Annotated in this window: 18 protein-coding genes; 13 read left to right on the forward strand and 5 right to left on the reverse strand. The window is 39.9% G+C overall.

Annotated elements, in window-relative coordinates; all coding sequences use genetic code 11:
* The first annotated feature begins 174 nt into the window (after nt 1-174).
* The 8 genes from ACZ444_RS03445 to ACZ444_RS03480 all read left to right on the forward strand — a co-directional run bounded on the left by ACZ444_RS03445 (nt 175) and on the right by ACZ444_RS03480 (nt 7,827).
* Nucleotides 175-1,530 carry an IS1182 family transposase gene (locus ACZ444_RS03445; protein WP_464433565.1) on the forward strand — a complete coding sequence of 452 codons (1,356 nt, stop codon included), beginning with the start codon at nt 175-177 and terminating at the stop codon, nt 1,528-1,530.
* Nucleotides 1,531-2,062: 532 nt separating this feature from the next.
* Nucleotides 2,063-2,263 carry a putative motility protein gene (locus tag ACZ444_RS03450; protein ID WP_382359259.1) on the forward strand — a complete coding sequence of 67 codons (201 nt, stop codon included), beginning with the start codon at nt 2,063-2,065 and terminating at the stop codon, nt 2,261-2,263.
* A 540-nt stretch (nt 2,264-2,803) separates the two neighbouring features.
* Nucleotides 2,804-3,145 carry a helix-turn-helix domain-containing protein gene (locus tag ACZ444_RS03455; RefSeq protein WP_382359262.1) on the forward strand — a complete coding sequence of 114 codons (342 nt, stop codon included), beginning with the start codon at nt 2,804-2,806 and terminating at the stop codon, nt 3,143-3,145.
* Between the two features lie 4 nt (nt 3,146-3,149).
* Nucleotides 3,150-4,106, forward strand: coding sequence for an ImmA/IrrE family metallo-endopeptidase (locus ACZ444_RS03460; protein ID WP_382359265.1), 957 nt, complete (start codon nt 3,150-3,152; stop codon nt 4,104-4,106).
* A gap of 6 nt (nt 4,107-4,112) precedes the next feature.
* The gene (locus ACZ444_RS03465; protein WP_382359267.1) at nt 4,113-4,742 is read left to right on the forward strand and encodes a hypothetical protein; all 630 of its coding nucleotides are present in this window, start codon (nt 4,113-4,115) and stop codon (nt 4,740-4,742) included.
* 302 nt (nt 4,743-5,044) lie between these two features.
* Nucleotides 5,045-5,650: a PepSY domain-containing protein gene (locus ACZ444_RS03470; RefSeq protein ID WP_382359270.1), complete on the forward strand. Its 606-nt coding sequence runs from the start codon at nt 5,045-5,047 to the stop codon at nt 5,648-5,650.
* Between the two features lie 114 nt (nt 5,651-5,764).
* Entirely contained in the window at nt 5,765-6,436 is a 672-nt protein-coding gene (locus tag ACZ444_RS03475; protein WP_382359273.1) for a response regulator transcription factor, read from the forward strand.
* A gap of 29 nt (nt 6,437-6,465) precedes the next feature.
* Entirely contained in the window at nt 6,466-7,827 is a 1,362-nt protein-coding gene (locus ACZ444_RS03480) for a HAMP domain-containing sensor histidine kinase (RefSeq protein ID WP_382359276.1), read from the forward strand.
* 101 nt (nt 7,828-7,928) lie between these two features.
* On the opposite strand, the gene ACZ444_RS03485 is transcribed toward ACZ444_RS03480, so the two are convergent.
* The 3 genes from ACZ444_RS03485 to ACZ444_RS03495 all read right to left on the reverse strand — a co-directional run bounded on the left by ACZ444_RS03485 (nt 7,929) and on the right by ACZ444_RS03495 (nt 10,115).
* Entirely contained in the window at nt 7,929-8,801 is an 873-nt protein-coding gene (locus tag ACZ444_RS03485; protein WP_464433808.1) for an IS3 family transposase, read from the reverse strand.
* Nucleotides 8,765-9,085 (reverse strand): transposase, encoded by a 321-nt coding sequence (locus tag ACZ444_RS03490; RefSeq protein WP_382359182.1) that lies wholly within the window; start codon nt 9,083-9,085, stop codon nt 8,765-8,767. The genes ACZ444_RS03485 and ACZ444_RS03490 overlap by 37 nt, the downstream gene beginning before the upstream one ends.
* A 127-nt stretch (nt 9,086-9,212) precedes the next feature.
* A complete protein-coding gene (locus ACZ444_RS03495) occupies nt 9,213-10,115 on the reverse strand; it encodes a mechanosensitive ion channel family protein (protein ID WP_382359191.1) in 903 nt (300 codons plus the stop codon).
* 551 nt (nt 10,116-10,666) lie between these two features.
* On the opposite strand from ACZ444_RS03495, the gene ACZ444_RS03500 reads away from it, so the two are divergent.
* Nucleotides 10,667-11,266 carry a LuxR C-terminal-related transcriptional regulator gene (locus ACZ444_RS03500; RefSeq protein WP_382359194.1) on the forward strand — a complete coding sequence of 200 codons (600 nt, stop codon included), beginning with the start codon at nt 10,667-10,669 and terminating at the stop codon, nt 11,264-11,266.
* Between the two features lie 37 nt (nt 11,267-11,303).
* Here ACZ444_RS03500 and ACZ444_RS03505 read toward each other — a convergent pair whose 3' ends face one another.
* Nucleotides 11,304-11,654, reverse strand: a complete 351-nt coding sequence (locus ACZ444_RS03505) for a hypothetical protein (protein WP_382359197.1) — start codon at nt 11,652-11,654, stop codon at nt 11,304-11,306.
* Between the two features lie 337 nt (nt 11,655-11,991).
* On the opposite strand from ACZ444_RS03505, the gene ACZ444_RS03510 reads away from it, so the two are divergent.
* Nucleotides 11,992-12,522, forward strand: coding sequence for a Fic/DOC family protein (locus ACZ444_RS03510; protein ID WP_382359200.1), 531 nt, complete (start codon nt 11,992-11,994; stop codon nt 12,520-12,522).
* Between the two features lie 218 nt (nt 12,523-12,740).
* Here the strand turns inward: ACZ444_RS03510 and ACZ444_RS03515 are convergent, their stop codons facing one another.
* Nucleotides 12,741-13,334 (reverse strand): cell envelope integrity protein TolA, encoded by a 594-nt coding sequence (locus ACZ444_RS03515; protein ID WP_382359203.1) that lies wholly within the window; start codon nt 13,332-13,334, stop codon nt 12,741-12,743.
* A gap of 372 nt (nt 13,335-13,706) precedes the next feature.
* On the opposite strand from ACZ444_RS03515, the gene ACZ444_RS03520 reads away from it, so the two are divergent.
* The 3 genes from ACZ444_RS03520 to ACZ444_RS03530 all read left to right on the forward strand — a co-directional run bounded on the left by ACZ444_RS03520 (nt 13,707) and on the right by ACZ444_RS03530 (nt 19,282).
* Nucleotides 13,707-15,257, forward strand: coding sequence for an Hsp70 family protein (locus tag ACZ444_RS03520; RefSeq protein WP_382359206.1), 1,551 nt, complete (start codon nt 13,707-13,709; stop codon nt 15,255-15,257).
* Nucleotide 15,258: 1 nt separating this feature from the next.
* Nucleotides 15,259-16,386 carry a J domain-containing protein gene (locus ACZ444_RS03525; RefSeq protein WP_382359209.1) on the forward strand — a complete coding sequence of 376 codons (1,128 nt, stop codon included), beginning with the start codon at nt 15,259-15,261 and terminating at the stop codon, nt 16,384-16,386.
* Nucleotides 16,387-16,777: 391 nt separating this feature from the next.
* Nucleotides 16,778-19,282: an AAA family ATPase gene (locus ACZ444_RS03530; protein WP_464433577.1), complete on the forward strand. Its 2,505-nt coding sequence runs from the start codon at nt 16,778-16,780 to the stop codon at nt 19,280-19,282.
* Nucleotides 19,283-19,319: the final 37 nt, after the last annotated feature.

A 19,319-nucleotide genomic window follows, 5' to 3' on the forward strand; every position in this document is an offset into this window, starting at 1 on the left:
CGCATTATGGCAGCGTTTAGAGCACATTAGTTTAATTAAAAAAGTGAGCGAATTTCATAATTCATAGCCCTTGCGGCGCAAGGACTTAAAAACGTAAAAAAGGAAGTACCTCCCCAAATCTTGTATAATGGTAGTTGAACTAAAACAGCCACAAAGATTGGAGGAATACTTCCTATGACCATTATACGACAACCGAGCTTATTTAGCATCCAAGAACTTTATGACATGGAACCTACCCAAAAGTATGAGGCGATCATTTCCGCCGTTGATTTGGATGCCATTTATCACGACATGGCTAAAAAATCCCGGTTGGGCGCGCCTGAAGAGCTGAATGTTGCAGCGATGATTATTTCCGTTTTCATTCGGTATGTTGAACGCATCCCAACCATAAAAGACCTGAAAAAACGCTTAGATGATGATATTGCCTTCAAATTGAATTGTGGATTTCTGGTTTCAGACAAGATTCCTTCGGAAGCTTCCTATTCCCGCCTTTTAACCAAGCTGAGCGAATCAGATGCATTGGAAAAGGCCCAGGAAAAAGTTGTTCTTCAAGCCATTGCCGAAGGCTTTATCGCTGATGATACAGTCGCCATCGATGCGACTCATTTCGAAGCACGTGATCAGGCCCCGCCTAAAGAAGAAAAGGCAAAGCCGGAACCGAAAAAACGCGGCCGTAAATCCAGGGAAGAGCGTGACCAATGGCTCCAGGAACAAGCTGAGAAAGAAGCGAATCTGCCTCTTTATGACAGGAAAATCGAAGCTCAACTGGATGCATCTTTAACAGAACTTCGAGACGGTGTTCCCCGGGATCCCCAATGGGGGATCAAGAAAAACAGCGAAGGCAAAAATACATTCTGGTTTGGCTATAAAGGACATCTGGCTGTCGGCACATCAAGTCAATACATTTTACAGGCCCTTTTCTCATCAGGAAATCTAAATGATGGAAAAGCCGCAATTCCTTTATTGAAGGGGATGAATGAATGCTTGCCTCTTTCAAACTTGCGTTATCAGACGATGGATGCGGGTTATGATTTTGAACCGATTTACACGCAGGTCTATCGAATGGGCCAGCAATCTATCATTGCCTATAATAAACGCAATGAATCGGAACCCATAGGGTTTGATAAATATTTTGCCCCAACATGTTTCCGTGAACATTCGTACCGTTATGAAAGTTACGATGCCAAACATGAAACCCTGAAATACACAAACCCAAAGGAATGCAAAGACTGCCCTTTAGCCCATGAAGACATATGCCAGAAAGTCTTCAAGATGAAAATCACTAAAGACCTTAGGCGATACACAGCCCCGGCACGGGGCTCTAAAGCTTGGAACACCATCTACAAGCGCCGATCAGCCGTTGAACGTGTCAATGCCTATTTAAAGGAATTCTTTCAGCTCAACAATGTTCGCCATCGTTCAGGGAAACGCGCTCAGATCCATTTTGATATCGTTACGTTGATGTATAATGCATCGAAATTAGCCGCAGACCGCATTGATGCCGCGTTAAAGCAGCAGCAGGCTGCTTAGAGGAATTTTAAAAAAATACACATTAGAAATTCTGCAGGTCTTTGCGTTTTTAATAAGAGCAATTATGAAATTGATTCAAGTATAAAAATTTTTAATAGAATGGAATAAGATAATTAAGAAGCTAAAAAATCCTTAATCTCTTTAGAACGGAAATCCGGGTCATTATCGAGAATGAGATACTTGGGAGCCAGTCATACGATTGTATCTTCGATGACGCTGACTCCACCGATGAGTTTTAGAAAGTGTTCATTTTTATCGAGCAAAAACTGTCCATTTTAGTTTAGCAGTCACAAATGCCCAAACAGCTTTTTACTTACTCATTTCTAAAGGCTGCAAGTTATTTTATTCAATTTCGTGAAATTTAATCGTTGTTTTAAAATATAAGAGGGTATAGATCAGAGATGGATGAGATGAATTTTAAGTTTAACTTATTTCGTCCTTCATCTGTGATATAATGGAAATTAGTAGATTAAAATTAAAATAAGATATATGATTGAAACCCAGTTGTCCGTTAGAGAAAGGTGGTGTTCTGATGGATATTGCATCAATGTCAACGGCGTTGAGTCAAAGCCAAGTGCAGCAACAGGCTTCTATTTCAGTTACGAAGATGGCAATGGGAAATGCCGAGCGACAGGGAGAAGCTGTTCAAAAGTTGATGAGTACAAATAATATGGCTGCCATCGAACGTGCAGCTCAACCACATTTAGGAGGAAACATTGACATGAAAGGTTAAATGAATATCGGGGACAATCCCCCCCCTGCTTGATGGGGCATGACGTGTTAACTGGGGAGACAAATATATATTATAATCCCGAATCATGATTTTTTAGAAGGCCTTACTGTCCAGCGCGGATGGTAGGGTCTATTTTTATTTGGAGGGATTATACAAGGAGAAGGATGGCCAGGGAGATGTAACATCACAGATCTAGGAGGAAAAGAAGAATCAGGCCGCAAAGCGCGGGGAGATATCGGGGACAGTCCCCAACCGCCTTTGAAAACAGTCTTACGTGCAGACCTCTGCCCGCCAACCATCCGGCGCCCATAGTCCGGAAATGCGTATCAGGTTATTGCGTTGCCCGCCACAACAATGCATTTATATAAGGCGGGTTTTTCTGTTGCCTGCCAACTGCAAGGCGCCCGAAGTCCGGGAATGAGTCTTGCTAACCGAACGGTCCATTTTTATATAATTGTTGTTAAAATGAATAACATTTTCCCTTTTAATTCATACTATGTGTTAGTATAATTAACTCAGGAGCAAAGGGAGGAATCACACATGGCAACATTGCATTTTAACCGCGAGTTATTTGCTGAAAAACTCAAAGCGTATCGAGATGATAAGTCGCAGACTGATATTGCGTCTGAATTGAATGTAGGACGCTCGACGATTTCTTTATTGGAAAATGGGAAGCAAGACCCAACGTTAGAAACGTTAAACCAGGTTTGCCAAAAGATAAACCAGGACTTAAATACCTTCTTTAAGGAAGAACAGGAAGACCCAGTATTGTTGCTAATGGGCCAACTTAAATCTTCTGATAAAGACAATCTGGTCGAAGTTATGGAGCGTATTAAAATTAGAGAGCATTATATTGCGATAGACCGCAGAGGAGGTCACTAAATTAATGATGGAAGCGCACGATTTGAATAATTTACTGGATGCGTATTCACAATCCCGTTATGATTTTGACCCGAAAAAATTAACTAAAACTGAAATAAATTCAATAAAAAAACTGGCACGCGAAAAACGAGCAGACTATGGCATAGCTCCGATTGGAACCAATATATTTGATTATATTAACCTACAGGAGAAGAATATTTATTTTGAAAAGCAGTCCTTTCATAATCCGGATTTGGACGGCATGATAATAGTGCTCCCCAAATCAAGGGACATTGCATTTATTATTTTAAATTCCAGCCAACCCCTATTGAATCAAATATTTGCTACAGCCCACGAATATTACCATTATCTTGTCGATTTGGAAGGGCTCAAGAAGACACCTCATGTTTGTTCTTTATCCCAACTAAATGAAAAATCAGAACAGAAGGCATCTCGTTTTGCAGCAGAATTTTTATTACCCGATGAGGCGCTTAATGTTATGGTTGATGATTGGCTGTCCCGTATTAATAAAAATCGGATTAGTGATACCAATATAACTGATTTAACATTATTATCTCACCGACTGACAATTAAATACGGTTTACCATTAAAAGCTGTTCTGTATCGTCTTTTTGAGGAAGAGCATATTACCGAAGATAAATTTCAGCTGCTCATATCCAATTATGATTTTATAAAAGGTGCGTTTAAAGAATCCCAACGGGTTTATAAACGTGAAGTTAATCAGCTGATAGCAAATGAGAATCCGTATATCGATGAAATTATGTACGAAAAGATGCCTAAAGCATTTGACCAGGGCTATGTTTCATTAGATAAACTAAAATGGGATGCCGACCAACTTTCGCTGGATAAAGAACGTTTAGATGTAGACACTGACATAACTGAGGATAGTGATGACGAGGATGATGAATATTTAATGGACTTAAAAAAATATTTAAATTCCCAGTTAGAGGATGACAGTTAAAGTCATATGGTAATTAACCAACTGAAAAATCAGCCTATTCTCTTTGATGCAAGCGTGTTACTAGTCGGTGTCGATAAACAAGATGAAACGTATAACTTTGAAAATATGAAATCACTATATATCCATGCCATATTGAATCATTTTGAGAACATTTTAATTCACGAAACTGTTATGGACGAACTCGATGAGCAAAGAAGAAAGTATGTTGAACAACATAAAGGGCATTCCATTACCATCGTATCAGAAGGAGAATTATATGGACGGGATGCGCAGTATACTACCCTGTTTAATACCATAGCCAATTTTGACTTATTTAAATATGTACGCTTAGACAAAAGAGATAAAGGTGATGTCTTTTCTTTGGCGTACGCAGCTTATTACAATATACCTTTTATATCAGCGCGTGATGGGTCAATTATTAAAGCTGTCAAAGAATTAATTGAATTAGAACATGTTGATGTTTGTGGATTTGAACATCTTTTGTTACTGGGTTTCCTTAAGAATCATGAACAAGGTGACAAACCGGATAAACGATACAAATCGATTTATAAAACCTATTGTACACCTGCTATCAAAGCAGGCGAAATACCACCTACGTTTAATCAATTTGTTCAAAGTCAATTCAATCAAATATGATACTATAAAATGATTGAAACTCAGAACAAAGAAATCATATGAAGGTAATTGGCAAAGTGGCATCCGAGAGTGATGAAAAGCTGCTAGCGAAGAAACAGTTAAATGCGGAGGTCAAACAGACATTCAATTGTTAATCGAAAAAGGACCTGAGAGGGTCTTTTCTTTTTTGTTGGGCAAATCAAATATAGGTGCCAGGTACATAAACAATTCGCACATTAAAATTTTTTTAGATTCAGTTCACTCTTCTTTCATGTGGCCCGTTTATGATGAGCATGTATCATCAAAAACGAGGAGGCTTACCAATGAAAAAAGGAATTTTAACAACAGGCATCGCAGCGACACTAATTGGAGGCAGTATTGCAGGGACGTCTGCATTTGCTTCATCTGGCAGTCAGGATGATGCTAAGGAGGCAGCCATTACAGAAGAAGAAGCGATCAACACCGCTCTGGAAGAAGTGCCGGGTAAAGCCATTGAAACAGATCTGGACGATGAAGACGGTGAAACGGTTTATGAAGTCGATGTCAAAGGCGAAGATGGCAAGATGTGGGACCTTGACATCAATGCCCAAAACGGTGACGTGCTGCAAAAGCATGCAGATGACGACGAAGGTCGCGACGAGGACGAGGACGATGGAGACGACGAGCTCTCTGATAAGGAAGAACAAAAACAGCTGAAAAAAGAAGCGGCTATAACGGCAGAAAAGAGTCAGTCCATTGCCTTAAAAGAAGTCAAAGGTGACGTCATTGATAATGAACTGGATAAAGAAGACGGGACGGTTGTGTATTCCCTGGAGATTAGAGATGATCAGGGCACTGAACATGACGTCGACGTCGATGCCAAAACAGGTGACGTTTTAAAAATGGAGAAAGATGATGACAGCGATGACGACGAAGAAGATGATGACTAACCATCTCGAATGATTTGTTCAATGGGTCCTGCGCATATGGCATGCAGGGCCCATTTATGTGAAGAAAGTATTTTTTTACTTTATAATGGCATTAAACGGACCGGGAGGCTTTCCATGAATATTCTGGTTATTGAGGATGAAGAAGCTTTATCCGAATTCATTGTACTGGAACTGCAATATGAAGGGTATGAGGTTTTGGCTGCTTTTGACGGCAGGAAAGGGCTTGAGCTGGCAGTGGCGGATGACTGGGATGTGATCCTTCTTGATTTGATGCTGCCAAACCTGAATGGCATGGAAGTTTGCCGGCGGTTAAAAAAAGAAAAAGACATTCCCATCATCATGATTACGGCAAAAGATAGTGTCATGGACCGAGTGCAGGGTCTTGATAATGGTGCTGATGATTATATCACAAAGCCTTTTGCGATCGAGGAATTGCTGGCAAGGATCAGAGTCATTGTCAGACGTGAAGAAAAAAACCTCGCATCATCCAGCCGGCTCACCTTTAAAGATCTGGCACTGGATGTGGAAACGCGATTATTGACAAAAGGCGATCAGATCATTGAGCTGACGACAACAGAATATGAACTCTTATATATGTTCATGAAAAACATCGACCGTGTATTGACAAGAGAGGTTCTGCTTGAAAATATCTGGGGATACGAAGCAGAAGCTGAAACAAATGTTGTGGATGTCTATGTCAGACATCTCCGAATTAAATTGGACGCCTCCGACAAAGACAGTTATATTCAAACGCTGCGTGGAGCAGGGTATGTGATGCGCAAATGAAACATATCAGAAACATTTTCCGGGGAAGCATGCGTATCAAGTGGAAATTGACATTATGGGCGACGTTTTTAATATTATTTTTATTTTTAGCTTACAGTCTGTCACAATATGTCGTCATTCAAAACTGGGCAGCGAATCAAGAAACGAAAACCGTTCAAAAAACAATGAAAGAAGTAACCGCCTATATTGACGAAATGCCTTCTGAACAAGCGATCTCTGAGAGTGCAAGTTATCTGGAGGTCCTTAACGAAGACGATCAGACGATACGGCTTATCAATGACAATGATAAAACGGTCGTGACAATTGCCGATGATGCTGATGAATTACGCCCTCCCAAACATGTGACAGAGAAAAACCTGGTGAAAGCAAACCAGGAGGATGACCCATTACTCATTTACAAGACACCTGTTGAAACCGGCGAATTCAGCGGGACTGTTGAAATAACAAGGGATATAGAAGACTATGAGAGTCTCTTCGAACAAATCGGCATGGTGGTGATAATAGCCGGACTTGCAGCGGTTGTGTTGAGTTTTATCGGCGGCAGGTTCATCTCGTCGCAACTCCTCAAACCCATTAATTCGATGATCAGCACGATGAAAAAAGTGAAGGAAAACGGACTGAAGGAAAGAATGCCGATCAAACAAAAGCAGGACGAAATGGCTGAGCTGGGTATGATGTTCAATGAGCTAATGGATAATCTGGAAACATCTTTTCAGCAGCAGCAGCAATTTGTTGAAGATGCCTCTCATGAGCTGAAGACACCACTGACCATTATCCATGGGCATCTGTCCTTGATTCAGCGCTGGGGGAAGGACAATCCTGAAGTTTTGGAAAGATCGATTCAACTTAGCGTGAATGAAACCGACCGGCTCACCCATCTCGTTTCAGAATTATTGACCCTGACAAAAGGACAGAACGATTCGTCAGACGTCAGCCATATGGAAAGCAGCCAGGTAAAGCAGAAGCTGGAGATGTTAATCGAGAATTATCAATTGATTCACAGAGAATTTGAGATCAGACCCCATCTGGATTTTGATACCGGCGTTACCCTGAAAATGAGCCAAAACCATTTTGAACGGATGATGATCATCCTATTGGATAACGCTATCACCTATTCAGAAGATGACAAGGTGATTGACGTCAGAGCAAGACAGACAGCGGAGCAATTAACCATTGACGTGACGGATTTTGGGACGGGCATCCCTGAAGCAGAAATACCATTTGTATTCCGCCGCTTTTACCGAGTGGATAAATCCAGAAGCAGAAAACATGGCGGGAACGGTTTGGGACTAGCGATCGTGATGGACCTGGTGGCTATGTATAACGGAACGATAGACATCGACAGCAGGTACGGCGAATGGACAACAGTGACTGTTACTTTTCCTGGGTAAGGTGGCTAAGTGCCTGTGGTCAATACCCCATTTTTCGGACAAGAAAATATTCGACACATTGATCATAAATGATCATGTTTATTCGATTGTTTGCTTGTGATTCAGGCTGCCATCCATTGAAAATATTGACTCGGAGACAGCCTGTTCAAACCTTTTTGACAGCGCTGCTTATTATAATAAGCAATGTACTTGGAAATGGTTCTATAAGCGCCTTGAACGGATTGGCACGGAAATAGAATAAAAGCTTCGGATTTAAAATGCGAGAAAAACCCCTCTGCACATGCGTTATCAAGGCATGTGCCTTTTCTTGACATGCTTGGTGTCAGGTTATATGCTTTCATTAATTGATGATATCTATTGGAACGGTACTGCATACCCCGATCACTGTGTAAGATGGTATCAGTATGCGTTCCTTTCTTTTTAACCGCCTTCTTGATCGTATTTTCGACCAGATTAATGTCGTGATCCCGACTTGCCTGATAGGCAACAATCTCGTTATTAAACAGATCCATGATGACCGAAAGGTAAATCGTTTGATTGCCTGCCTTAAACTCCGTGACATCTGTCACCCATTTCCTAAATGGTTTATCTGCATCAAAATCCCGTTTCAATAGATTGTCGTAAACTCTTCCTGCAGATGATTGCTGGTATTTCCTCTTATGGCTTTTCTGTCGGATAACCGCCTTTAAGCCAAGCCTTTTCATGATTCGGTATACCTTTTTATGATTCATGTCCCAACAATAATCCTGGCGAATCCTTGATTCGATACCCCGTACGCCCAGAACACCTTTGTATTGATGATAAATATAAGAAATAAGTTCTTCTTCATTGGCATCTTTGTTGGAACGTTTAAGATAGGCATAATAACCACTTCGGGAAACGCCCAATGCCTCACATAAAGCATTGATAGGATAAGCTTCGCTTCGAAGCTGATCGATTACTTGAAATTTTGTTTCTCCTCCTTTTGGCGTGATAGTTCTAAATACTTTTTTAAGGCATCAACTTCTATTTGGAGGCGATCGACCTTTTCCTCTGTGGTGGAAGAAGTCTCGCCCTTTTTGGGACGTCCTAAAGACCGGTCAAAGGCGGCTTCACCATTTCTTTGATATTTCTTAATCCATTCATAGATGTTATCCCGATGGCGAATATTAAGATCATCCACGACAGACTGGACAGCTTCATTATTTTCCAGGACACGCCGAATCGCTTCTAATTTTGTTTGCTTACTGTAGCGCTGTTTCTTTTGTGATTCAGACATTCTAAAACCTCCCCTCATACTCGCAGCGTAAATGTCGAATCATTTATGTGTCCAGTATAAGGGGTACGGACTACTGTCACTTCCCGGTTTTTGTCGAACGATAGGAAGTGATCACTAAGTGTAAGTGTCAGCCCTGTTGCTGCACTTCACGGTAATCGGACTTTTTATGATCATCTTTTGAAGAGAAGACGATTCTTGGTGACGGGATATCGATACCTTGCTCGAACAAGTTTTCTTTGACTTCTTTTCGAATGAGCCTTCCACCTGCCCACTGCATGACGGGGAGGGTTTCCGCACGAATACGCATGACATAATTAGATAACTCAAGTGCCTGCAGACCATTGATTTCGGGTTCTCCGACAAATATCTCGTATTTGTACGGCAAGGTTGTTAATACGTTGCTAATGATTTTTTCAATGTTCATGATATCTGTTTCATATGGCACATTGACTTCAACCATTGCAAAGCCATTGCTTGCAGAATAGTTGGTTACAATATCGATTTTACCATTGGGAATAACATATGTCTGACCGTAGTAGCTTCTTAATTTCGTGGTGCGCAGCCCGATGATTTCGACATCTCCTTCGATTTCGCCCGTTTCAATATAATCGCCAACTGAGAATTGATCCTCAAAGATGATAAAGAAACCTGCAATAATATCACTGACCAGACTCTGAGCCCCAAAACCGATAGCAAGGCCGGCAATCCCAGCTCCCGCAAGCATTGTTTTAATGGGTATATTAAATGCATCCAGGATCATCATGGTGGCTAAAAACATGATGAGATAAGACAGAATGTTTTTGGATAAATTTTTTAATGTCTGTTCCCGTCTGTTTGTTGTCAGCTTTATCCGCGACTTTTTCTTGTCTCTAAAGACAGTATTAATGACTTTGTTTCCCAGGTGTTTTAAAACAAATGCAACGAGTATGATAGCGACCATTTTTAGTATTGTTTTGCCTACTGTCATCCATAAAGTTTCGCTGGTGATATAATCATATATCGAGTGAAAAACGTCTGCAAAAAAATCCATTTGATATCTCCTTTCATCGGATGAACGGAAAAACCTGCGTTTCTATATGTTACTGATACCACGAAATATATCTATGATTCTATTATTTTAAATATTATCATTTAAAGGTCATTAGTCAAGTAGCGGGGGCAGTAACAATGACATAACAAGAATTTTCACAGCGTATAAGCTTAAAGCGGTTCTATCTTTCCTATCGCCGCCGTCACCATTGTTATTATGTTTTTAATAACTTGAATGGTTAATAAGATCTGCCGATATTAAGCATAACAGCTGGATTTGATGATGCAGCACTTTGGCCATTGAAAAGATTACAATCAAATGGATGTTCAATCACCTCAATGACTATGTCTTTCCTTTGAGTCTAATATAGCAGAATGATAAAATAACCCAATCAATTATTTAATAATAATTATTATTTTTTAAGTTTGTATAAAATGTATAAGGGTATAGTGTCGCAGTGCAGCTAATAGCTTTATAAACAAACTAATCGGGAGAGATACATAGTGATAACCATTCTACTAGCGGCTACTAATCACGTATATTCCGAGCAGATGATAAACTTATTAAACCAGGAATCCGACATGCATGCAGCAGGATATGCTGAGACGGTGACAGATATCAATGCAGCAGAGGCAGAGCCGGATATTATTTTGCTGGATACTGAAGCAGATAACGTTCCATTACAAGATCGTTTACACCGGCGCTTTCCAGCAAATAAATTTCTGTATCTCCTGCCTTCTGCGGATATAGGATGGATTGTCCGGGCAGTTGAGCTGGGCGTGACTGGTCTTGTCCTGAAAGATACAGAACCTGAGCGATTGCCTGCAATCATCCGGCAGTTTTATGATGGGCGGTATGTGATCGCTGGTGAGATAGCCAAAGCTCTCATAAGCAGTGTGCATGAGAAGCCGTATGATGAGAAGGAGCGGATGCAACAGCTGTTACAGGCAAAAGGTATTGAGGTAACAAATCGTGATTTAACGATCCTGCAGCTGTTATATCATCAGAAAACCAATAAGGAGATCACAGCTGAGCTTGGACTGGCTGAGAAGTCCGTCCGGGATTATGTCAGCACCGTGTATAAGCACCTGAACATTCACAGACGAAAAGACGTGTATCAGTTTTTAACGGAACTTATGCAGAAGCTATGAACAAGCCAGAAACAGGAGTCATACCTGCCCCGTCTCCTTATGAGCGATCGATCAAACGGACAAACGATAATGCCGGCGATTGCGTCATATCTGTCGCATGGATATAAAGCGAGGCAAAACTCATATCAGGTGTGAATCTGAAGTGTAGTTCATCCCGCAAGTCCCGGTATGGATCTTCTGGTTTATGGTTAATATCCAATGTGCATTTGACATGTATATTGTGTAAATCCTGATAAATATCATGCGACAAAACGCTGTATTCCTGAAAATTGGTATTAAGCAGGTTATAGGCGGTCGAAAGGGCTGTCTGATGCGAACGGAATATCATAGTGAATTCAGCGACAATATTGAACAAAGTCATCACCTGTTTAAAAATAATCGTTATCAAGATGGCGTTCCATATTATATTATAATATGGTCTGCTTTTTAAACAAGGAAGAGTTAAGCACTTGTGATCGTTTTATGCGCTATCACAGGTGTTTTTTTTTGAAGCGTCGAAAAAGGGGCTGGTGTTTTGAAAGAATTAACATTGTAATCCAAGGAATTTAAAAGAGTTTTGCAAAATCTGAATTTAGAAAACCTTAACCTAACCCTTGAAAAGCAAAAAAGTGTTATAAATATTGTTAATTCAAGAACTGAAATTACTCCTGACCTTATTAAGGATTTAATGGAACATGGCAAAGTATAATGAATAGGATAATGACGATTATCTTTTAGAAAATAACTTGCTGGATGCTCAATCACATGAAGAATTAGAGGAAGGGGAATCGTTGGCTTTCTCTCTTCGTGCATCAGAATTGGAGCAAGAAGGATATGCAAGTATCCCTCTTACAATGAATGGATTCCAGAAGCTTCATTTTCATTTCTTTCAAGATGTTTATCCTTTTGCGGGTCAATTTCGAAATGTTCAATTAAAGAAAATGGATACGCTCTTTTGCCAATTTGAGTATGTGAACGACTATGCAACGAATCTGTTTCGTCAGCTAGATGAAGAACCACCCTGGGACTCGTTGAAGAAAGCAGCTGAACGTTTGGCTTATTTTAAATCAGAACTGAATATGCTTCATCCTTTTCGAGAAGGGAATGGCCGAACAATCCGCACTTTTATTTATCTGTATGCCTTAGAAAAAGGCATCATTTGGCAATATGAAAAGATGGATAAAGAAAGATATATAACAGCAATGATCAAAGCTGTCACAGACACGAGTATATTACATGAAGTATTTTTGGAGACCATTGACTTTTCCGAAGTGTGATTAAAATACAGCGATCCAACCCTTGAAGCGGTTGGATCTTTTCACAGGAAGTGATCCTTCTTGTTTAATTTTAGTATAATAATGCCACGCTTGGTACCAAACCAAGCGTGGTTTAATCGTTGAATGTCTGTTAAGCATGATTCGGTTGAAACGTTTAATGCTGAAAACCTGTCGTTGTTCTATTTGGTGAGAAAATGTTGAATGTTTAAGAAAAGCGATTATAAATTCCGCGCTTTTTTAGAAGCTTCATTTGCTTCTTTCTGTTTTGCGTCTGCTCTATGGTATCGTTTATCAAAATGATGGGTGTTCACATTATAGCGAGCCTGTTTATCTGCATGTTTCCAAGCAACATCCGCCTCTTTTTGTTTTTGTCTGGCTTGGAACTCCGCTTGTTTTTTAACTTCTTTTCGGTTATCACCCGAGTGGCGAGGTCCTCCGCTTAGCCCACCAGTATGTTTTCCGCCGCCTCGGGTAGAACTGGGACTGATCGCCTTAACGAACGTCCCTATTAAAGTGAAGACAACCCTCCAGACTGCAAGCAGTGCTTTTCCTGCAAAATGGGCACCTTTGCCCAGAATCTTAAACAGTTTTTCAAAAAACGGAACAGATAGGAACCATAGCTGATCTGACGTTTCTGATGAAGAAAATTTGTTTTGTAATTTAAGCAATCCTTTTACGATCAATGTACCTAATAATGCGGAAGGAATTACAAAGAATATGCCAAAGAAGCCCAGTGAGTAGTTGTAAGTATAAATCGATTCATTATTCAAATTAAATAGATACGTTAGGCCTTTATCAGCATAGGTATTCATAACGGTTGTAAAAATAGCTGTGATTAAAGCAAGTGGCAGCAAGTTTCGTTTTAAGAATTCTTTATTGATCCCGGTGAGAAATTTGTTCTTCATATTTCCAACCACCCCTTTTATCAATATGTAATAGAAAATTCAGCTCGAAAATGAGATCTGAATTCATACTATCTTAACAATTTATGGTTGTAAATACGCCCAGCACGCCGAATTAATTTGTAATATTTAATTAAATTACTTTTAACATGTACGTCAAGCTGGCTGGATGACATGACAGGATCTAAACTCATAGACATATGTATGAGATTGACTTAGGAGGTTTTGCAAAGTGTGATAACTCATGAAGGGCCTATAAAAAATGATAGTTTATGTTATAATATGTCTGAAGTGATGGAAATTGCAGGAAAGAAAGGCAGGGTTTATATGAAAGTAGGCATTGATTTAGGTACAACGAATTCGGCTGTGTCATATATCAATGAGCATGGCTCACCCGAGATCGTTAAAAACAGTGATGGTGAAAGAACAACACCCTCTGTTATTTTAATAGAAGATCAAAAAGCAATTATTGGCATGACGGCAAAAGAAGCCGCAGCGTTTCAATCGGAAGATACCATTCAGTTTGTCAAAAGACAAATGGGCAATAACAGTTTTGAATTTCCACTTCCCGGTACCGATCAGCTCATTGGAGCCGTCGAAGCATCAGCATTTATTCTTAAAAGAATTGTACAGGATGCAGAACAGGAATTGGGTGAAACCATAACTGATGTGGTGATCACCGTGCCAGCATATTTTGATGATGCCAAGCGTAATGCTACAAAAGAAGCTGCAGAAATGATTGGTGTCAATGTTCTCAAGATTATCAATGAACCAACAGCTGCTGCCCTGGCTTATTACAACTTAGAAGAGAAGACAACAGATCAGAATGTAGCCATTTATGACCTCGGTGGGGGCACATTTGATATCAGTATTGTTAATATACAAGACAACGAGGTTAAAGTATTGGCGACCGACGGCGATGCCAATTTAGGCGGCTTCGACTTTGATAATGCCATTTTTAATTATGTAGCAGATGCATTTGAAGAAGAAACTGGTTTGGACTTGTATGATGATGATATGGCCATGCAGGATTTAAGAGACAGCACGGAAAAATGTAAAAAGTCACTTACTAAAAGAGATAAGTCACTCGTTGCTGTATCCTCACAGGGACAAACAATCCGCAAAGAAATCACTAAAACATTATTCAACGATTTAATAGAATCATATCTTGCTAGGACGAGCCAAATCATGGAAGAAACAATCGGGGAATCTAATTTAACTTGGAACGATATCACAAAGGTTTTATTGGTCGGGGGGTCCACACGAACACCTGCCATTTCGGATATGATTGAACGGCTCACAGGTATTGAACCTTCAAAAGATTTGAACCCTGATGAAGTTGTGGCACTTGGCGCTGCTGTACAGGCATCCTCAATCGAACCTTCTGATCAGGACAGCCGTCATCATATTGTTGTTCGTGATGTAAACTCACATAGCTTGGGTATTATTACCGGTGATGGGCAAAATCCCGATGAGAATTCTATTATATTAGAAAGAAATACAGAAATTCCTTGTGAAAGATCGAAGAGTTTTGTCACTGTTCAAGACAATCAGGAATCAGTTATGGTGCAGGTTACCGAAGGAGAAGATGAGGATCCGGACTATGTCACTATCATTGGGACTTCTGAGGTTGCTTTACCTGATAACCTGCCGATGGGTTCTCCGTTAGAAATCAACATTGCCTATGATAAAAATGGCATTGTTCACGTTGGTGCGAAAGATTTATCGAATCAAGTGGATCTGGGTGAATTTGTGATTGAAAGACAGTCCAATCTGACCCAGGAAGAATACGAGGAGAGACAAGAAACAATGTTAGCCATGGAGGTAGAGTGAAATGGAGGACTATTATGACCTATTAGGTCTGAATGGCGATGCGAGCGACGAAGCCATCGACGAAGCCATTAATTCTGGCTTAAAAAAATGGCGAAAACGTGTTAACGCTCCTGATCCTCAAAAGCAGCGTGAAGCTTCTGAAAAAATGGAAGCATTACAAGAGGCACGGGAGATATTGCTCGATCCCGTAAAACGGGAGGAGTATGATCATCAACTAAGAGAGGCTTATGAACAGCAAGGTGATGATACCATCCCAAACGAAGTGGACCCACATGATGAGAGCACGTCTATGGACCCGGCTGATGAATTAATACAAGAAGCAACTGCACTGATCAATCAAGATAATTATGCCGATGCGATTGTAGTAGCGACTAAAGCAACCGAAGTAAATGGTAATCATCCCTATGCATGGGAGGCACTCGCCAAAGCTCATTTCTTTTGGAAGGAATACGGCGATGCCTTGTATGAAATTAAGCGGGCTATTAATTTGTTGCCAAATGAGGATTTCTTTTATTATATAGCATTTCTTTGTCAATATAACCGACAGGATCTGAAAAAGTCTGAAAAATTGAATTTAGCGGAAGAATTTCTGGAAAAGGCCTTACATATTAAACCAGATAACCCGACTTATATGGAAGAATCTGCCTCAATTGCCCAAGAAAGAGGCAAAATTAATAAGGCTATTAATATTTTAAAGAAAGTTGAAAAAAACCATGGTCTAAGCGATAGTGCGCGAGGAGACTTAGGCACCTTGTATTACAATAGAGGTCTGTCCCAGGCACAAAAAGTTAATTTTGGCAGGGGTAGATCAGATTATTATTTCACTGATAGAGACAGTACATTAAAAGGGAAAGATGACTTTTCTGAAGCATCCAAATATGTACAGAATAATTCGTTCAAAGATGCTGTGAACCATCGGATATCGCAAGCGAATGATGCTCTTTCTTTTAAAAATAGATATAAAATATTAGCACTGTTTATTCTTATTGTGCCTTTATTTTTCAATGCATTGGTTAGTTTCAACTTTATCATGATTGTCTTTATGGCAGCGGCAGGTTATTTTACTTGGAAGTATGGACGCGTGCCAAAATATGAACTGAACCGTAAATATATTAACTCATTAAGGTGATAGACAGCAGTGATTTTTTAGTAAAAAGGGTGATACAATGAGTTTCCTACAAGCCTATCAAAATCAAGGTGCTCAAGGGCTCAAGCAGCACTCAGTGATACCAGAGGATCAGACGAAACAGGATGAAATGGTGAACGATCTAACCTCTTTGACAAAAGAAAAAGTGATTAAACATGATATCGAGGCACAGAAAGTCATTGTATCCCGATTGTGTGAATTAGGAGCCTATGAACAAGCAGAGAAATTATGTAAAAAGCTTTATATACGAAAACCAAATGATCCGGAGATACAAAGTCTGTACTCAGACATAAAATCCAAAAGCACAACAACCAAAAGTCCTTTTTACAAAAATAAACAAATTCTCCGCGGGGTTGAACAAGATGTCTACAAAATGATTTACGGTCAGGAAGATTTGATCGATTCTCTTTCACAGCTATTACAAAAGTCTCTATTAACATCTGAATTTATCTATCAATATAAAGAAGCAGCTCTTATTTCAAGCCCTAAAAGTCGAGGCGTGCAAACAACGCTTTCTGTTTTTTTTGATACTCTTTATCAATACGATTTAATTGATAGTAATGCGCTGCAGGTGATTGATTTAGCACAATATAATGCGGATGAGAATATCGTGGAAATGTTTTTTGTCGATATTTATAACGCGTTTATGGGCAAAAGTAAGGTTACGCTTTTTAAAAATGTTGATCAGTGTCCGATTGATTTAATAGCTCATTTAAATAGTATTGTAAGCGAAGGACGTATTTATCTGGACGGCAGGTATATCTATCAGAACGGTGTGTTGGTAAAAGTAAATCAAATGCTGGCTGCTGACAGTTTTGATTCAATAGAGGCAACGGAGCAATATCTGTTTTTTTATACGTATAACAAGTTGGAAAAGGCATTGGACATCTTTACAGAATCCAGTCGGTCCAAACTCACTTATACGTTAACATTACCTGCTTTGGAAGATAAGGATGTGCAAAGCTTATTCCGATCCATGATGGATGACTGTATCGAGACAATCAAGACAAATCTTGGAATCACGATCCAGTATGACCCCGATCAATTTACAGGCATGATAAATCATTATTTTGACGAAGGGGGTGCAGCAAGCTTAAAAGCTGCTGTCAACCAAATATACCAAGCATTAAATCAATTCTTTATCTCTGCCGTTAATCAGGTGGAAGATCGCACGTTTGAGCTCCGATATGACAATCACCAGGTAATGTTAAAAGATGAAGAAGAAACACATATATTACTTGCCGTTAAACAAACGGGAGAAAATCTGCAAGCTATCCAAGAAAGAATCGAGCAATTAATAGGCTTGCAAGAGGTGAAAACGTCTTTAAAAGATTTACAAGATTATGTTGTCAATCGTAAGAAACGTGAAGCCAAAGGGGATCAGTCGGAAAAACTTCCCCTGCATTTTCTGTTCAAGGGCAATCCGGGCACAGGCAAGACGATGGTAGCCCGATTGATTGCAGATTACTTAAAAGCCATTGACTTTTTGAGCGAGGATCGTTTGATCGAAGTGGATCGTTCGGATTTGGTTGGTCAGTATGTTGGACACACCGCTGTAAAAACCAAGCAAAAGATTAATAGCGCTATGGGCGGGGTCTTATTCATAGATGAGGCATATTCCCTCGCTAACGGTGATGAAAATGATTTTGGCCGGGAAGCGATTGCCACGCTTGTAAAGGCTATGGAAGACTATAAGGATAATCTGGTTGTTATTTTTGCCGGTTATCCAAACGAAATGGATGAATTGCTCAAAGTAAATCCAGGTCTACAATCCAGAATTACACAAACATTTTATTTTAGTGACTATACCAACGATGAGCTTGTGCAGATTGCACTTAATCATGCCTTGTCGCAGGGATATTTGATTGATACTGAGGCCAGGGAACAACTGCTTAGCTTTTTTGAACAACATCAAATCAAAGGTAAAACAGATGGCGGCAACGGGAGATTGGCACGGCAAACTGTGGAATATGCCATTAAAAAACAAGCAGCCAGACTGGCCAATACCGATGTATCCGAGAAAGAAATGGACACCCTGCATTTAGAGGACTTTGGCTTTGAAAAAGAAAAGCCCTTTGATCTAGAAAAACAGTTAAACAACATCGTCGGACTGGATCACATAAAAGATATGGTCAGAACACTATATAAACAAGAGATCATTAATCAAAAAAGGAAACAATTAAATCCTGATTATAAAAGTGATCAAGCGTTGAACTTCATTTTTACAGGTAATCCCGGTACGGGGAAAACATCAATTGCCAGAGTGCTGGCTGATCTTTTTAAGAGTATTAACATTCTTAAAAAAGGACATCTGGTCGAAGTGTCTCGATCTGATTTAGTGGCCGGCCACCTCGGTCAAACCGCATTAAAAACGGAAGACGTATTTATGGATGCGCTTGGCGGTGTACTATTTATCGATGAAGCCTATGCGCTTGCCGATGATCATTTTGGAAAAGAAGCGATTAATACGCTCATAAAACTCATCGAAGATCATCAGGGGGATATCGTTGTTATCTTAGCAGGTTATCAGCAGCATATGAATGAGTTGCTAAAAGTCAATCCCGGGATATCATCACGTTTTACCAATACGTTTCACTTTCCGGATTATAATGCTAACGAGTTATTTTTAATTGCTCGGCAACTGTTTAAGTCCAAGGGATTTGCTCTAACAGATATGGGTAGCCAAACACTGAAAAAATATATCGATGGTTTGAGTGCGAACATGGAAGGTAATGGGCGCGATATAAGGACAATGGTTGAGAAGATTATTCGTTTGCAATCCAACCGCTTATTCGAGCAGTCTTCCATCGAAGAAGATGGCTTATTAGACGTTTTACCCGAAGATATCATAGCCTATTTTGCAAGTAATGATACATGAATGCGGCACAATATCGGTCCTCGCAAAAATGTCATTT

This window comes from Lentibacillus kimchii, assembly GCF_055381965.1.